The organism is Cryptosporangium japonicum, assembly GCF_039524755.1.
Taxonomy (GTDB): domain Bacteria; phylum Actinomycetota; class Actinomycetes; order Mycobacteriales; family Cryptosporangiaceae; genus Cryptosporangium; species Cryptosporangium japonicum.
Map to the genome: position 1 here is coordinate 1 of NZ_BAAAGX010000009.1, position 13,078 is coordinate 13,078.

Below are 13,078 nucleotides of genomic sequence, written 5' to 3' on the forward strand. Positions count from 1 at the left end.
GACCCGACAAACACACTCCCCAACACGCCGACTTAACGAAGTACTACTAGGGCCTGAACCTTTGAAACAGGCCCTAGTCGACCAGGTTGCCGTCCAGGAAGTGCTCGGCCAGGTCCGGGCGGGAGGTGAGGCACTGCAGGCTGGTGAGCCGCCGGTACATCAGCTCCGCGTCCTGCGGTAACGCCGCGGCCGCCTGCCTGCGTGCCTCGGCCAGACCGTCGAACCGCGCGGCCCGCCGGGCCTCGTCGAATCGCTCGTGGAACTGCTCGGCCAGCCGCACGACTTCCAACGTCACTGCGTAGTCCACGTTCGCTCCTCCCCCAGTGGTCGTCACGGGTACAGAGCCGCGGACAAGCCGTTTGATACGCCGACACGACGCGAGTGCTCGACTGCTCGGCATCGCGGCTCCGGAGGAGATGCACCGACGGCCACTTGACGCTGTTCCTCGTCGGCCGGGCCGTGCGGGGCGTCGCGGGGGCCGGCATCACGGTGATGGCACTGACCGCGCTCGTCGTGTTGTTCGCGGAGGACGAGCGGCCCCGTGCGGTCGGGATCTACCAGGCGGCGAACTTCGTCGCCTTGCCGCTGGGCCCGCTGGTCGGCGGCTGGATGCTGGCTCACCTCTGGTGGGGCTGGGTGTTCCTGATCAACGTGCCGGTCGTGGTCGTCGCGCTGGTCGGGGCGTCAGTGCTCGTTCCGGAGTCGCGGGCGTCCGAACGGCCGGGACTCGACCCGGTGGGCACCACGAGCTGCGCCGGTGGGCTGGTGCTCACGATCGGCGGCACGATCCGGGCCGGCACCGGCCTCGCGCTGGCCGCGTCCACGTCGGCCGCGATCGCCACCCTCGACGCCGAGCGCAGCGGCGTCGGAGCCGCGGTCGTGCAGGCGTTCAACAAGGCCAGCGGACCGTTCGGCGCGGCGGTCTTCGGCAGCGTGCTGGTGGCGGTCTACCGCGGCCACGACCTGCCGGACGGCGCCCGGCGTGGTCTCACCGAGGGGCTCCTGGTCGCGGCCGAACCGGCCCGGGCCGCGTTCGTGGCCGGATTCCGGGTGTCGCTGCTGGTCTCCGCCGGAGTCGCGGTGGTGGGCGCGGTGGCCGCCGCCGCACTGCTTCCCGGAAGGCAGGATCTCGTCCATGGCTGAACGCCCGACGCTCGGGCTGCGCGAACGCAAGAAGGCACGCACCCGGGCCGCGATCCAGACGCACGCGCTGCGCCTGTTCCGCGCGCAGGGCTACCAGTCGACGACCGTCGACCGGAGCTCGCGGTGCGGGCGATTGCCGGTGCGGTGATCGGCGTGCTGCTGGCCGCCGTGGAGGAGTGGGCCGGGACGCGGGGCGAGCTGCCGCCGATCGTCGACGCGGCGCTCGAGCACCTGGAGAACGGCCTCTCCTCCCACTTCAACGTATAGCGGAGAGGGGGACTTGCGGCAAGACCCCGGTCAGGGCTCACGCTAACGACGTGAATTCTGTGTCTACCAGCGCATTCGATCTGCCCGAGCGGCTCGCGGCCAAGGCCGACCCGGCGCTGATCGCCGACGACGAGAAACACTTCGCGGCGATCGCGGAGAGCCTCGAGGAGCTGATCGCGGACCTCACCGAGCGGCTCGACGTGGCGCTCAAGGCGCCCGGTGGCATCGGTCAGAAAGCCATGGACCGGGACCAGGAGGTGCACCGGCTCAGCGCGCGGCTACGCACGGTGCGCCGTTTCGGCCTGGACCTCTGCCTGGGTCGGGTCGTCCACGACGGTGACCCCGAGCCGGTGTACGTCGGGCGCCTCGGCCTCACCGATGGCGACGGTCGTCGGCTGATGGTCGACTGGCGCTCACCCGCCGCCGAACCGTTCTTCGGCGCGACCCACGCCAACCCGATGGGCCTGGTGAGCCGCCGCCGCTACCGGTGGGCGCGCGGCCGGATCAACGACTACTGGGACGAGGTGTTCACGCCCGACGGGCTGGAGGGCCACGCGGCGCTCGACGACCAGTCCGCGTTCATCGCCAGCCTCGGCGGCAACCGCTCCGACCGGATGCGCGACGTGCTCGGCACGATCCAGGCCGACCAGGACGCGATCATCCGCGCGAGCTCCCGCGGCGCGCTCGTCGTCGACGGTGGGCCGGGCACCGGCAAGACCGTCGTGGCGCTGCACCGCACCGCGTACCTGCTCTACTCCGACCCGCGGCTCGGTTCACGCCACGGCGGCGTGCTGTTCGTCGGCCCGCACCAGCCGTACCTGGCGTACGTGTCCGACGTGCTGCCGAGCCTCGGCGAGGAGGACGTGCAGATCTGCACGCTGCGTGACCTCGTTCCCGAGGGGGCGAACGCGCCCGGCGAGACCGACGCCGACGTGGCCGCGCTCAAAGCGTCGGTGGGGATGGTGAACGCGATCGAGACCGCGGTGCGGTTCTACGAGGAGCCGCCGCGCAAGGGCACGCGGGTCGCGGTCGACCAGACCACCGTCTGGCTCAGCGCCGAGGACTGGGCGGAGGCGTTCGACGCGGTGGGCCACGGGACCCCGCACAACGAGGCCCGCGAGGAGATCTGGAACGAGCTGGTCGAGATCCTGGTCGCGAAGACCTCGGAGGACAAGCGGGAGTCGCTGGAGCACAACACCGATCTCCGGGGAGCGTTGAGCCGCGCCTGGCCGGTGCTGCACGCCGACGATCTGGTCTCCGACCTCTGGTCCGTGCCGGCGTACCTGCGCAAGTGCGCTCCCTGGCTGAGCGCGTCCGACGTCGCCCGGCTCCAGCGGGTCGACGCGAAGGCCTGGACGACCTCCGACCTCCCACTCCTGGACACCGCCAGGCAGCGACTCGGCGACCCCGGCCTCGACCGGCGGCAACGGCAGCGCACCGCCGAGGTGGCCGCCCGGCAGGAGCAGATGGACCAGGTCGTCGACCATCTGATCGAGGCCGCCGACGACGAGTACGGCTACGGGCTGATGACGATGGTGCGCGGGAGCTTCCAGGGCGTGCTGATCGACGAGAGCGGCCTGGTCGTCGCCGAACCCGACCAGCTCGCCGGGCCGTTCGCGCACGTCGTCGTCGACGAGGCGCAGGAGCTGACCGACGCGGAGTGGCAGATGCTGCTGCTGCGCTGCCCGTCGCGGAGCTTCACGATCGTCGGTGACCGTGCCCAGGCGCGGCACGGCTTCACCGAGTCGTGGGAGGAGCGGCTGAAGCGGATCGGGCTGTCCCGCGTCGAGCTGGCGTCGCTGACGATCAACTACCGGACGCCGGAGGAGGTGATGAGCGAGGCCGAGCCGGTCATCCGGGCCGCGCTGCCGGACGCCAACGTGCCGACCTCGATCCGGCGCAGCGGTGTGCCGGTGACGCACGGGTCGCTCGCCGACCTGGAGCCGATCCTGGCCGAGTGGCAGGCGGCGAACGACGACGGGATCGCGTGCGTCATCGGGCACCCGGACTTCGCGGCGACGGCCCGGGTGCGCTCGCTGATGCCGGAACTGGCCAAGGGACTCGAGTTCGACCTGGTCGTGCTGGTCGATCCGGAGTCGTTCGGCACCGGCATCGAAGGCGCGGTGGACCGTTACGTCGCGATGACCAGAGCCACCCAGCGACTGGTCATAGTGACGAGCTCCTGACCCGCAGTTCGCGCCGGAACTCCGCGACGGCCGGGGAGGCATCGGCGGCCCGCGTCGTCAGTTCGACGGTGCGGGCCAGCCCGGCCGGTTCGGTGATCTCCAGCAGCCGGAGGCCCGGCTGGGGCGTCGCGGCCGACCGGGGCACCAACGCCACCCCCAGGCCCGCGGTCACCAGCTCCAGCACCACCGGGTAGCCGGCCGCGCGGCACGTGATCCGGGGCTCGAACCCGGCCAGCCGCGCGGTCAGCTCGGTGACCGCCTGGAATCCGCGGTCGGGGTAGGTCGCGACCCAGTCGGCGTCGGCGAACGCACGCAGGTCGGCGACGTGCGCCGCCACCGCCGACGGTGCCGCGAGCAGGAGCGGCTCGGTGTAGAGCGTCGTCGTCCGCACGCCGTGCGTGTCGGGAGCAGCGAGCAGGTGGTAGCGGTGGGTCACCGCGGCGTCGAGCTCGCCGGCCCGCACGGCGGGCAGCGCGTGCTCGGGCTCCAGCTCGGCGAACGAGAGCCGCAGGCGGGGATGGCGGCGGCGCAGGGTGCCGAGGACGGGAACGACCAGCCGGCGCGCGGCCGTCGAGAACGACCCGATCCGCAGCCGTCCGCCGCCGACCGAGCCGGCCGCCGCGACTTCCTGCTCGGCCGTGTCGAGGTCGGCGAGGATCCGCCGGGCGTGTTCGACGAGCAGCTCACCGGCCCCGGTCAACCGCACGCTCCGGGCCGACCGTTCCAGCAGCTGCGCGCCGCTCTCCCGCTCCAGCAACGTCAGCTGCTGGGACGCGGCGGCGGCGCTGCACCCCACCGCGGCGGCCGCCCCCGCGATCGAACCGGCGTCGGCGAGCGCGACGAGAACGTGCAGACGGCGGGTCGCGAGCATCGGATAATCCTAGGCTCAGCGCTGCGAGGACGCGGTTTCGCGACCTTAGGCGCGCGTCGGAGACTGGCGATCATGTTCGCCAGCGACAACTACTCCGGCGTGCACCCCTCGGTCCTGGGCGCGATCGCCGCGGCCAACGTCGGCCATCAGGTCAGCTACGGCGGGGACGACCACACCGAGCGGTTGCAGACGATCTTCCGGTCCCACTTCGGCGCCGAGGCCCGGGCCTATCCGGTCTTCAACGGAACCGGCGCCAACGTCGTCGCGCTGCAGGCGGCCGCGGACCGGTGGGCGTCGGTGATCTGCGCGGACACCGCGCACGTCCACGTCGACGAGTGCGGCGCGCCGGAGAAGGTGGCCGGCCTGAAGCTGCTCCCGGTGCCGACCGAGCACGGCAAGCTGACCGTGGCGGCCATCGCACGGGAGGCACGCGGCTTCGACGACCAGCACCGCGCCCAGCCGCAGGTCGTGTCGCTGGCCCAGCCCACCGAGCTCGGCACCGTCTACACCCCCGACGAGATCCGGGCGATCGTCGAGTTCGCCCACGCGAGGAACGTGCGCGTCCACGTGGACGGTGCCCGGCTCGCCAACGCGGCCGCCCACCTCGACCTGCCGTTCCGCGCGTTCACCACCGACGTGGGTGTGGACCTCCTCTCGTTCGGCGGCACGAAGAACGGCCTGCTGATCGGCGAAGCGGTCGTGGTGCTCACCCCGGGGCTCGAACACGCCCTGATCCGTTCCCGTAAGGCCTCGATGCAGCTGGCGTCGAAGATGCGCTTCCTCTCGGCGCAGTTCGTCGCGCTGCTCGAGACCGACCTCTGGCGTACCAACGCCGCACACGCGAACGCGATGGCGACGCGGCTGCACGAACAGGTGCGCGACGTCCCCGGCCTGCGGGTGAGCCATCCGGTGCAGTCCAACGCGGTGTTCGCGACGCTCCCGCCGGCCGCCCTCGCCGAGCTGCACCGGCGCTTCCACTTCTACGACTGGGACGAGTCGATCCACGACCACGCTGGATGACGTCGTTCGACAGCACCCCGCCGGACGTCGACCGGTTCTCGTCGGAGGTGCGGTCCATACTGGCCGCATGCGGGTGAATCGCGTTCTGGTCAACCTTCCGGTGGCCGACATCGAGACCTCGAAGACCTTCTACACCGACTTCCTCGGGCTGAGCAGCGAGGAGTTCAACCTGGGCTGGGTCGCCCGGTTCACGTCCCCGGAGACCGGGGCCAACGTGCAGCTGGTGACGCGGGACGCGACCGCGCCGGAGGATTCGGCGTTCTCCGTCCAGGTCGACGACGTCGAGGCCGCGTACGACGACGCCCAGCGGCGGGGCTACGAGATCGTGCACCCGCTCACCCGGGAGCCGTGGGGCGTCTACCGCTTCTTCGTGCGGACGCCCGACGGCACGGTGGTCAACGTCGCCCAGCACGCGTGACGCTCACGCCCGATCGGGTGGTGCGAGCCGCCGTCGAACTCGCCGACGAGGTCGGGTTCGGCGGCGTGACCGTGTCGGCGGTGGCCCGGCGCCTGGGCGTCCGCACCTCGACGTTGTATTCGCACGTGCGCGGCTCCGGCGACCTGCGCACGCGGATCGCGCTCGTCGCACTGGCCGAGTTGGCGGATCGCGGCGAAGCCGCGCTGGCCGGTCGGGCGGGGCGGGACGCGCTGGTCGCGCTGGCCAACGTCTACCGCGACTACGCGCGTGAGCATCCCGGGCGGTACGAGGCCGCACGCACCCGGCTCGACCCGGAGACGGCCGCGGCCAGCGCGGGGCCGCGGAACGCGGAGATGACCAGGGCGATCCTACGTGGGTACGACCTGTCCGAGCCCGACCAGACCCATGCCGTGCGGCTGCTGGGCAGCGTCTTCCACGGGTTCACGAGCCTGGAGTCGGCCGGTGCGTTCGCGCACAGCTCCCCCGGTTCGGAGGAGTCGTGGACCCGTATCCACGACGCGCTCGACGCCCTGCTGCGTAACTGGCCTACATGAGTTTCTTCTGCGCCCGGACGACCTCGCGGGAGGTCGGGTCGAGCGACCGGCACACCATCCGGTCGGTGGCCTCGGCGCGCTTCGGGAAGGAACCGGCCACGGTGGCGGTCGGTCGGATCGAAACGCCGGCGCGTCGGGTGAGGAGGCAGCGGATCTCGGTGATCGACATGACTCCAGCCTCGCCGCCGGGGCACTTTCGCACCTGAGTAGTTCTGCGGCATCACGCGGAGCATTCGACGCGCTGCGCCACGGGGTATGACCGGCCGACCGCGTCCAGCGCCGTCCGGAGGTCGCCGATCGGGAGGTGCCCGAAGCCGACCCGGAACACCCGGTCGTCGGCGCCGAACCAGGAGCCGGGAGCGACCCGGGCGTCGAACGTGGCCAGGCGCTCGTAGAAGTCGCCCACCGGGCCCGGCAGGCGCAGGCAGCAGAGCGCTCCCCCGTCCGGCACCACGAGCTCGAACCGCTGCTCACGCGACCAGCGCACCACCTCGTCGAGCCCGCGCCGGAGGTGCTCGGTGCGCGCGGCCAGGATCGGCTCCTGCCGTCGGAACACCTCGGCCGCGAAATACTCGTCGACGTTCGAGCACGCGACCGTGGTCAGGAACTTCATCTCGCGCAGCCGCTCGTAGAGCTCCGCGTCCGTGGTGGTCAACCAGCCGATGCGCAGGCCGGGCGCGCCGTGCGCCTTGGAGAGCGACGAGCACGTGACGATCCGCGGCGAGAGCCCGGCGGTCGACGGCGGCACCAGCCCGTCGTACGTCGAAGCGCGGTACGTCTCGTCGATCAGCACGACCGCGTCCGGCGCGTGCTCGGCGACCTCGGCCAGGAGCCGCTGCAGTTCGGCGTCGGTGAACCGGACACCGGAGGGGTTCTGCGGGGACGCGAGCGACACCAGCCGCGTCTGCGGGGTGAGAGCCGCCGCGATCGACGGCAACCGGTAGCCGTCGTCGAACGAGAGCTCCACGACGTCGACCTCGGCCCCGATCGCCTCGGGAGCCGTCCTGGCCGGCGGGAAACACGGCGTCACCAGCAGGACCCGCCCGCCGACGACCTGGGCCAGCAGGAACATCGCCTCGATCCCGCCGACCGTCACCAGCACCTGGTCGGGCCGCACCCCGCAGTCCGCGGCGATCAGCTCGCGCAGTTCCCGGCTCCCCGTCGAGGTTCCGTAGCCGAGCGTCAGGTCGGGGAGCGTGCCCAGCTCGCCGGTGGTCAGCGGTGGGCACGTGCTCTCCGCGAGGTCGTAGCGAACCGTCTCGTCGATGAGCGAAAGCATTGGACTAGTCATGCCACCGATGATCCGAGCCCGCTCCGCTCCCCGGCAGAGCCAAAGACGCTAAATTGGTTCGCCGATGGAGCCAATCAACCTGGTGGAGCGTCTGGGCCGGTGGTCGTCCGGGCGCGGGCCGCTGTACCTGCTGCTCGCCGCGCGCATCCGGAGCCTCGTCGACGAGGGCGAACTACCGCCGGGCACGCGGTTGCCGCCCGATCGTGCGCTCGCGGCGGAGCTGGCGGTCGGCCGCACCACCGTCGTGGCGGCCTACGACCAGCTCGCGGTCGAGGGCCGCATCGTGCGCAGGCAGGGCAGCGGCACCCGGGTGGCCGGCCCGCCGGCCGAGGCCGCGCGGCCCACCACCGACTCGCCGGGCTTCCTGCACCTGCTCGAACCGAGCGACGGCGTGATCCTGCTGGCGTGCGCCGCGCCCGACGCCCCGCCCCCGGAGCTGGTCGACGCCTATTCGCGCGCGGTGGCGACGCTGGCCGACCTCGTCGGCGACATCGGTTACCACCCGACCGGGTTGCTCCGCCTGCGCCGGGCGATCGCCGACCGCTACACCGACCGCGGAGTCCCCACCGCACCCGAGCAGATCCTGGTCACCACCGGAGGACAACAGGCGCTGTCGCTGATCGCCAGTGCCCTGCTGCGCCCGGGCGACCGCGTCCTCGTCGAGACGCCGACCTACCCCGGTGCGCTCGAGGCGTTCCGCGAAGAAGCCGCCGTCGTGCGCGGGCTGCCGATCGGCCTGCCCCGGCTGCGCCCGGCGGTGTCCGAGCTGCGCCCGGCGCTCGTCTACACGATCCCGAGCTTCCACAACCCCACCGGTGCGGTGCTGTCCGAGCCGGCCCGGCGGCGGCTGGTCACCGAAGCGGCCGGCACCGTTCTCGTCGAGGACGAGGTCCACGTCGATCTCGGCTTCCCCGACGAACCCCCGCCGCCGCCTCCGCTGGCGTCCCACGACGACGGGGTGCTCACCGTCGGTTCGCTGAGCAAGGTCGCCTGGGGCGGCCTGCGGGTCGGCTGGGTGCGCGCACCGGCTCCGGTGATCAGCCGGCTGGCCCGCCTGCGTGCGGTCCACGACCTCGGCGGCAACGTTCCCGCGCAGCTCGCCGCCGCGGAGTTGCTGCCTCATCTGGACGCTCTGCGCGAGCGCAGTGCGTCGCGCCGCCGCGACGGGCACGACCATCTACGCACCGAGCTGGCGCGTGCGCTCCCGGATTGGCACGTGCCCGCCGTCCGGGGCGGTCAGACGCTCTGGATCCGGCTCCCCCGCGGCGGCGGCGGATCGTTCGCCCAGGCCGCACTCCGCCACGGCGTGGCCGTGCTGCCCGGCGCGGGTCTCGACGCCACCGGCGGCAGCACCGACCACGTCCGCCTGCACTTCCTGGCGTCGCACGCCGAGCTGACCGAGGCCGTCCACCGGCTGGCGCTGGCCTGGCAGTCCTACGATCCGCACTCGGCTCCGGCCGGGCCGCCCCCGCTGGCGGTCTAGGCGGACTCCTCTTCCTCGCCGAAGTAACCGCGCCGCACCGGACGCACGTCGCCGCGGCGCCCCACCCAGCCGACGCCCGGCTCGAGGCGACGGATCAGCTTCGCGGGCGCGCCCCCGACGACGCAGTGGTCCTCGACCTCGCCGCGCACCACCGAGCCGGCCGCGACCACGGCGTTCCGCCCGATCGTGGTGCCGGGCAGGATGATCGCGCCGTGCCCCACCCAGGAGCCCGACCCGATCCGCACCGGCAGGTGATCACCGAACTGGTTGCCGATCGGCAGGTCCGGGTCCTGGTAACCGTGGCTGGCGTCGCAGACGAACACGTCCTGCCCGAACCACACGTCGTCGCCGAGTTCGATCAGCTCGTGCGCGACCAGGCCCGACCGGTCACCGATGACGCACCGGTCGCCGATCACCAGCCCGCGCTCGGGGATGCCGGGGAAGTCCGGCCAGTAGCCGACCGAGAGCGTCACCTGGCGGCCGACGATGACCCCGGAGCCGATGTGGATCGACCGCGTGTTCATCAGGGTCGCCGACGGGAAGCCGATGCTGGAGTGCGCGCCGAAGCTGCCGAAACCCGCGGCGGCCCGGGTGCCGGGCGTCACCTTGCCGATCTGGTCGAGCCAGCGCCACCCAGCCAGCACGCCCCGGTTCAGCAACGACTTGATGCCGATGTTCACCCACGGAGGTTAAGCGGTCAGCGTGCCGCGTGCAGGGGGATCCCCACCTCCTCGTCACTGGGGGCACGGGCCGGGATCACCGGGGCGGACACGCCGGGCGGCCGACGCTTCCCGAGGCGCGCCAACGAGTACGCGACCGCGACACCGATCGTCACCGTGGACACCATGACGAACAGCAACACGGCCGGCGGCAGCGCGTACCAGTGGTAAATGGCCCGGACAGCCGTGCTCAACGCCGACGTCCCGGACGCGGACCGCGACGCCCAGAACAGCTCGAGCACCGAGTGCAGGTAGAGCAGGTGCAGGCCGGCCGCGAGGACGAGGACCGCGAGCGGCACACCCCAGCGCACCCGGTCACGCAGCCGCGACGCCGCGGCGACCGCCACCACACCCAGGCCGGCGAGCCCGCCGTACAGGTAGCGTCCCTGCATCCCGCTGTACAGGTTGCGCTCGGTGACGAAGTTGGCCCACGTCCCGCTGGCGACGATCAGGAACAGGCCGACGACCGGCACCAGCAGCAGGAGCGTCGTCGACCTCGCGAGCGTGCGCAGCACCAGCGTCACCAGTACGGCCAGCACGACGAGCGCGACCGCGAGCCAGGCCGCCTTCCACGGCCAGTCGTGCAGTCGACGACCCGACTGGTCCTGCACGAAGAACAGGGTGCCGACCCGCTCGACCAGGTTGTGCAGCCACCGGTCCCCGCCGTCCGACCAGCCGAACCGGGCGGCCACCTCGGTCGGCTCCGACGTCCGGCCGTCGGGCTGGATCGAGCCGTACACCAGCTTGTTGTGCACCCACCACAACGCGCCGGGAACCGCCGTCACCCAGGCGATCGCCAGTGACGTCAACGCGGCCCGGCGGCCGTAGCGGTGGGCGGCGACCAGGTACACCAGCCCGATCCAGGCCGGTATCAGCAGCGCGAAGCCCTTGGTCAGCAGCGCCGCCGTGCTGAGCGCGCCGATCCACAGCGCGGTGCGCCGGGACGTGTCCCCGGTCAGCACCCGCGCCACCAGGAAGGTCACCGCGGCCATCAGGACGACGAGCAGGTTGTCGTTGTTGATCGCCGACTCGTTGCGCGTCAGCTCCGGAATCGCGAGCGGGACGAGCGCGGCGGCGACCGGCAGCGGCCGGGGTAGTCGCAGCCGGCGCGCGGTCGCCCACAGCAGCAGCGGCAGCGCCGCGGTGAGCAGCGCGTTCCACCAGCGCAGGAGCAGGAAGACGCGGTCGAACGGAGCGTCTTCCCAGCCCGGGACCGCGGCCAGGAACGCCGCACCGGCGAGGTAGTAGAGCGGCGGGTGCTGGATCAGCTGGTTGAACGACGGTCCGGTCTCGTTGCCGCCCGCGTCCAGATACGACGCCCGGTCGTCGCGGGGCGGCACGGTGCGGTCGGGCAGGTGCATCCGTTCCGGCGCCCGGGTGGAGATGGTGAAGCCGCCGGCCCGGCTGCCCTTTGACACGTCCAGCTCACCCGGCCCCGGCCACGGCCACGCTTTTCCCTGCTCCACCATGACGACGAGGTCGGCGTGCTGCCGCTCGTCCGGCGCGCGGAAGTTGGGGAAGAGCGCCGTCTGGCACAGCACGACCGCCAGGTGGAGAGCGACGATCGCCCACACGAGTCGCGGTACCCCAGCAAAGCGGCTGATAACGGAAAACACCGGCGGAACTTAACCCGGACGGCGCCCGCGGCTCCGCAGGCTTCCGAGCGTGTCCGCTGGCTAGAGCCCCAGCAGCGCGTCGGCGACACGGTCGGGTGCGGTGAGGAGCGCCTCGTGGCCGCCGGGAACGAGCACGGGCTCCACGCCCGCCCGGGCCGCGAGCTCGGCGCCCGGCGCGGCCAGCGCCCGGTCGTCGGCCGCCAGCACGTAACCGACCGGGACGCCCAGCCCGGGGACGTCGACGGCATCGAGCGCGTCGAGCATGTATCCGCCGGGCTGCGGCACCAGTTGCCCGAAGACCAGCCGCTGCAGTTTCTCGGGCTCACCGGGCATCAGCGAGGCCTGGAACGACGCGAAGTCGACGCTGATCGTGCGGTCCGGGGCCGACTCGATCGACGTCCGCAGGAACGCGCCCACCTCGGGGCCCATCGCGTCGGCCATCGACTCCCCGGCGCGGGGGATGAAGGCGCTGAAGAAGTCCACTCGGGCCAGCCGTGCACGCAGCCGCTCGGCCGCGGCGACCACCGGGATCCCGCCCCAGCTGTGGCCGACGAGCACGACGTCGGTCAGGTCCCGGCGCTCGACTTCGTCCACGAGGAAGTCGACCGCCGCGACCCGGCGCGCCATCGAGGAGGCCGCCCGGGACCTGTTCGTCGAGTCCGGTTTCGAGAAGACCACCGTCGACGAGATAGCGCGGCGGGCACGGGTCGCGCCGGCCACCGTCTACGCGGTCACCGGCGGGAAACAAGGGCTGCTGAAGACCCTCATCGAGTCGCGGACCAGTGCGCCCGACGTCGCCGAGGACTACGCCCGGATCGAGTCCCAGCCCGACGCGGACACCCTGCTGCGGTTCGTCGTCCGGGCCACCCGGGAACGGTTCGAACGCTCCGCCCCGCTGATGCGCGTCATCGTCACCACCGCCCCGCACCACGAGAACGCGGCCGAAGCGCTGGCGCTGGCCAACGCCTCACTGCGCGGGGGCCTCGAACTCGCGGCGCGACGACTGGCCGACCTCGGCGCGCTCCGCCCCGGCATCGACGTCGAGGAAGCGACCGGGCGCCTCTGGTACCACGTCTGCAACGCGTCGTACTTCACGTTGGTGGACGACAACGGCTGGCCGCTCGACAAGGCCGAGCAGTGGCTCTACGAATCGCTGCGCGCCGCGCTGCTCACGCGCTGAGCTGCTCCTCGACCTGCGGGAGGGTCGAGCCCCAGCGCCGCAGCAGCTCCGGCTTCGAGATCGACCACTCCTTGACCTGGCCCCACTCGATCCGCACCGCGGGCCGGTCCTCGTCCAGGCACCGGTGGTAGCGGGGCATCTGACGACCGAAGTCGGCCTCGAACTTGGCCCGCAGATCGTCCTCGCTGCGGCCGTACATCCGGATCGGATAGGTCGCCTCGTCGATGGTGAGACTCAACCCGAATTCGACCGGTGGGCGGGTGCCAGAAGCCATGGACGCAGGATACGTACAGGCGTTCGAAAAAGTCGAGACTTCCGCGCGATTTTGTG

The 13,078-nt window shown here is 72.1% G+C and carries 15 protein-coding genes and 2 pseudogenes; 9 read left to right on the forward strand and 8 right to left on the reverse strand.

The features are described from left to right. Window positions 1-73: 73 nt before the first annotated feature. Window positions 74-307: a hypothetical protein gene (locus ABD437_RS11075; RefSeq protein ID WP_344648705.1), complete on the reverse strand. Its 234-nt coding sequence runs from the start codon at window positions 305-307 to the stop codon at window positions 74-76. 125 nt (window positions 308-432) lie between these two features. On the opposite strand from ABD437_RS11075, the gene ABD437_RS11080 reads away from it, so the two are divergent. The 4 genes and pseudogenes from ABD437_RS11080 (at window position 433) to helR (ending at window position 3,596) form a co-directional block, all read left to right on the forward strand. Then, window positions 433-1,143, forward strand: coding sequence for an MFS transporter (locus ABD437_RS11080; RefSeq protein ID WP_344648706.1), 711 nt, complete (start codon window positions 433-435; stop codon window positions 1,141-1,143). After that, window positions 1,136-1,258: pseudogene (locus tag ABD437_RS11085) on the forward strand (TetR family transcriptional regulator); the annotation flags it as partial. The gene ABD437_RS11080 and the pseudogene ABD437_RS11085, both read left to right, overlap by 8 nt. An 8-nt stretch (window positions 1,259-1,266) precedes the next feature. Further along, on the forward strand, window positions 1,267-1,410 hold the full coding sequence (locus ABD437_RS11090; RefSeq protein WP_344648707.1) for an acyl-CoA-like ligand-binding transcription factor: 144 nt from the start codon (window positions 1,267-1,269) through the stop codon (window positions 1,408-1,410). A 50-nt stretch (window positions 1,411-1,460) separates the two neighbouring features. Further along, window positions 1,461-3,596, forward strand: a complete 2,136-nt coding sequence (helR, locus tag ABD437_RS11095) for an RNA polymerase recycling motor ATPase HelR (protein ID WP_344648708.1) — start codon at window positions 1,461-1,463, stop codon at window positions 3,594-3,596. On the opposite strand, the gene ABD437_RS11100 is transcribed toward helR, so the two are convergent. Further along, entirely contained in the window at window positions 3,577-4,467 is an 891-nt protein-coding gene (locus ABD437_RS11100; RefSeq protein WP_344648709.1) for a LysR substrate-binding domain-containing protein, read from the reverse strand. The genes helR and ABD437_RS11100 overlap by 20 nt on opposite strands. Window positions 4,468-4,539: 72 nt before the next feature. Between ABD437_RS11100 and ABD437_RS11105 the strand changes: the two are divergent. From ABD437_RS11105 to ABD437_RS11115, 3 genes and pseudogenes are all read left to right on the forward strand, one after another. Beyond that, window positions 4,540-5,564: pseudogene (locus ABD437_RS11105) on the forward strand (threonine aldolase family protein). Beyond that, complete coding sequence (locus tag ABD437_RS11110) at window positions 5,555-5,905, forward strand: VOC family protein (protein WP_344648710.1); 351 nt, start codon at window positions 5,555-5,557, stop codon at window positions 5,903-5,905. Before ABD437_RS11105 ends, ABD437_RS11110 begins: the two are co-directional and overlap by 10 nt. Further along, entirely contained in the window at window positions 5,902-6,459 is a 558-nt protein-coding gene (locus ABD437_RS11115; RefSeq protein ID WP_344648711.1) for a TetR/AcrR family transcriptional regulator, read from the forward strand. Before ABD437_RS11110 ends, ABD437_RS11115 begins: the two co-directional genes overlap by 4 nt. Here the strand turns inward: ABD437_RS11115 and ABD437_RS11120 are convergent. Both ABD437_RS11120 and ABD437_RS11125 read right to left on the reverse strand, forming a co-directional pair. Further along, window positions 6,452-6,628 (reverse strand): hypothetical protein, encoded by a 177-nt coding sequence (locus ABD437_RS11120; RefSeq protein ID WP_344648712.1) that lies wholly within the window; start codon window positions 6,626-6,628, stop codon window positions 6,452-6,454. The two genes, ABD437_RS11115 and ABD437_RS11120, sit on opposite strands and share 8 nt — an antisense overlap. Before the next feature lie 51 nt (window positions 6,629-6,679). Further along, window positions 6,680-7,750, reverse strand: a complete 1,071-nt coding sequence (locus tag ABD437_RS11125) for a pyridoxal phosphate-dependent aminotransferase (protein ID WP_344648713.1) — start codon at window positions 7,748-7,750, stop codon at window positions 6,680-6,682. A 64-nt stretch (window positions 7,751-7,814) separates the two neighbouring features. Here ABD437_RS11125 and ABD437_RS11130 point away from each other — a divergent pair, with 64 nt between their 5' ends. Further along, a complete protein-coding gene (locus tag ABD437_RS11130; protein ID WP_344648714.1) occupies window positions 7,815-9,233 on the forward strand; it encodes an aminotransferase-like domain-containing protein in 1,419 nt (472 codons plus the stop codon). Here the strand turns inward: ABD437_RS11130 and ABD437_RS11135 are convergent. The 3 genes from ABD437_RS11135 to ABD437_RS11145 form a co-directional block, all read right to left on the reverse strand. Continuing rightward, window positions 9,230-9,913 carry an acyltransferase gene (locus ABD437_RS11135; protein WP_344648715.1) on the reverse strand — a complete coding sequence of 228 codons (684 nt, stop codon included), beginning with the start codon at window positions 9,911-9,913 and terminating at the stop codon, window positions 9,230-9,232. The two genes, ABD437_RS11130 and ABD437_RS11135, sit on opposite strands and share 4 nt — an antisense overlap. Window positions 9,914-9,930: 17 nt before the next feature. Beyond that, complete coding sequence (locus ABD437_RS11140; protein ID WP_344648716.1) at window positions 9,931-11,526, reverse strand: DUF2142 domain-containing protein; 1,596 nt, start codon at window positions 11,524-11,526, stop codon at window positions 9,931-9,933. A 102-nt stretch (window positions 11,527-11,628) separates the two neighbouring features. Continuing rightward, window positions 11,629-12,195, reverse strand: coding sequence for an alpha/beta hydrolase (locus ABD437_RS11145; RefSeq protein WP_344648717.1), 567 nt, complete (start codon window positions 12,193-12,195; stop codon window positions 11,629-11,631). Here ABD437_RS11145 and ABD437_RS11150 point away from each other — a divergent pair. Further along, the gene (locus ABD437_RS11150; RefSeq protein ID WP_344649023.1) at window positions 12,194-12,748 is read left to right on the forward strand and encodes a TetR/AcrR family transcriptional regulator; all 555 of its coding nucleotides are present in this window, start codon (window positions 12,194-12,196) and stop codon (window positions 12,746-12,748) included. The genes ABD437_RS11145 and ABD437_RS11150 overlap by 2 nt on opposite strands. Here the strand turns inward: ABD437_RS11150 and ABD437_RS11155 are convergent. Further along, window positions 12,738-13,022 (reverse strand): hypothetical protein, encoded by a 285-nt coding sequence (locus ABD437_RS11155; protein WP_344648718.1) that lies wholly within the window; start codon window positions 13,020-13,022, stop codon window positions 12,738-12,740. The genes ABD437_RS11150 and ABD437_RS11155 overlap by 11 nt on opposite strands. Window positions 13,023-13,078 lie beyond the last annotated feature (56 nt).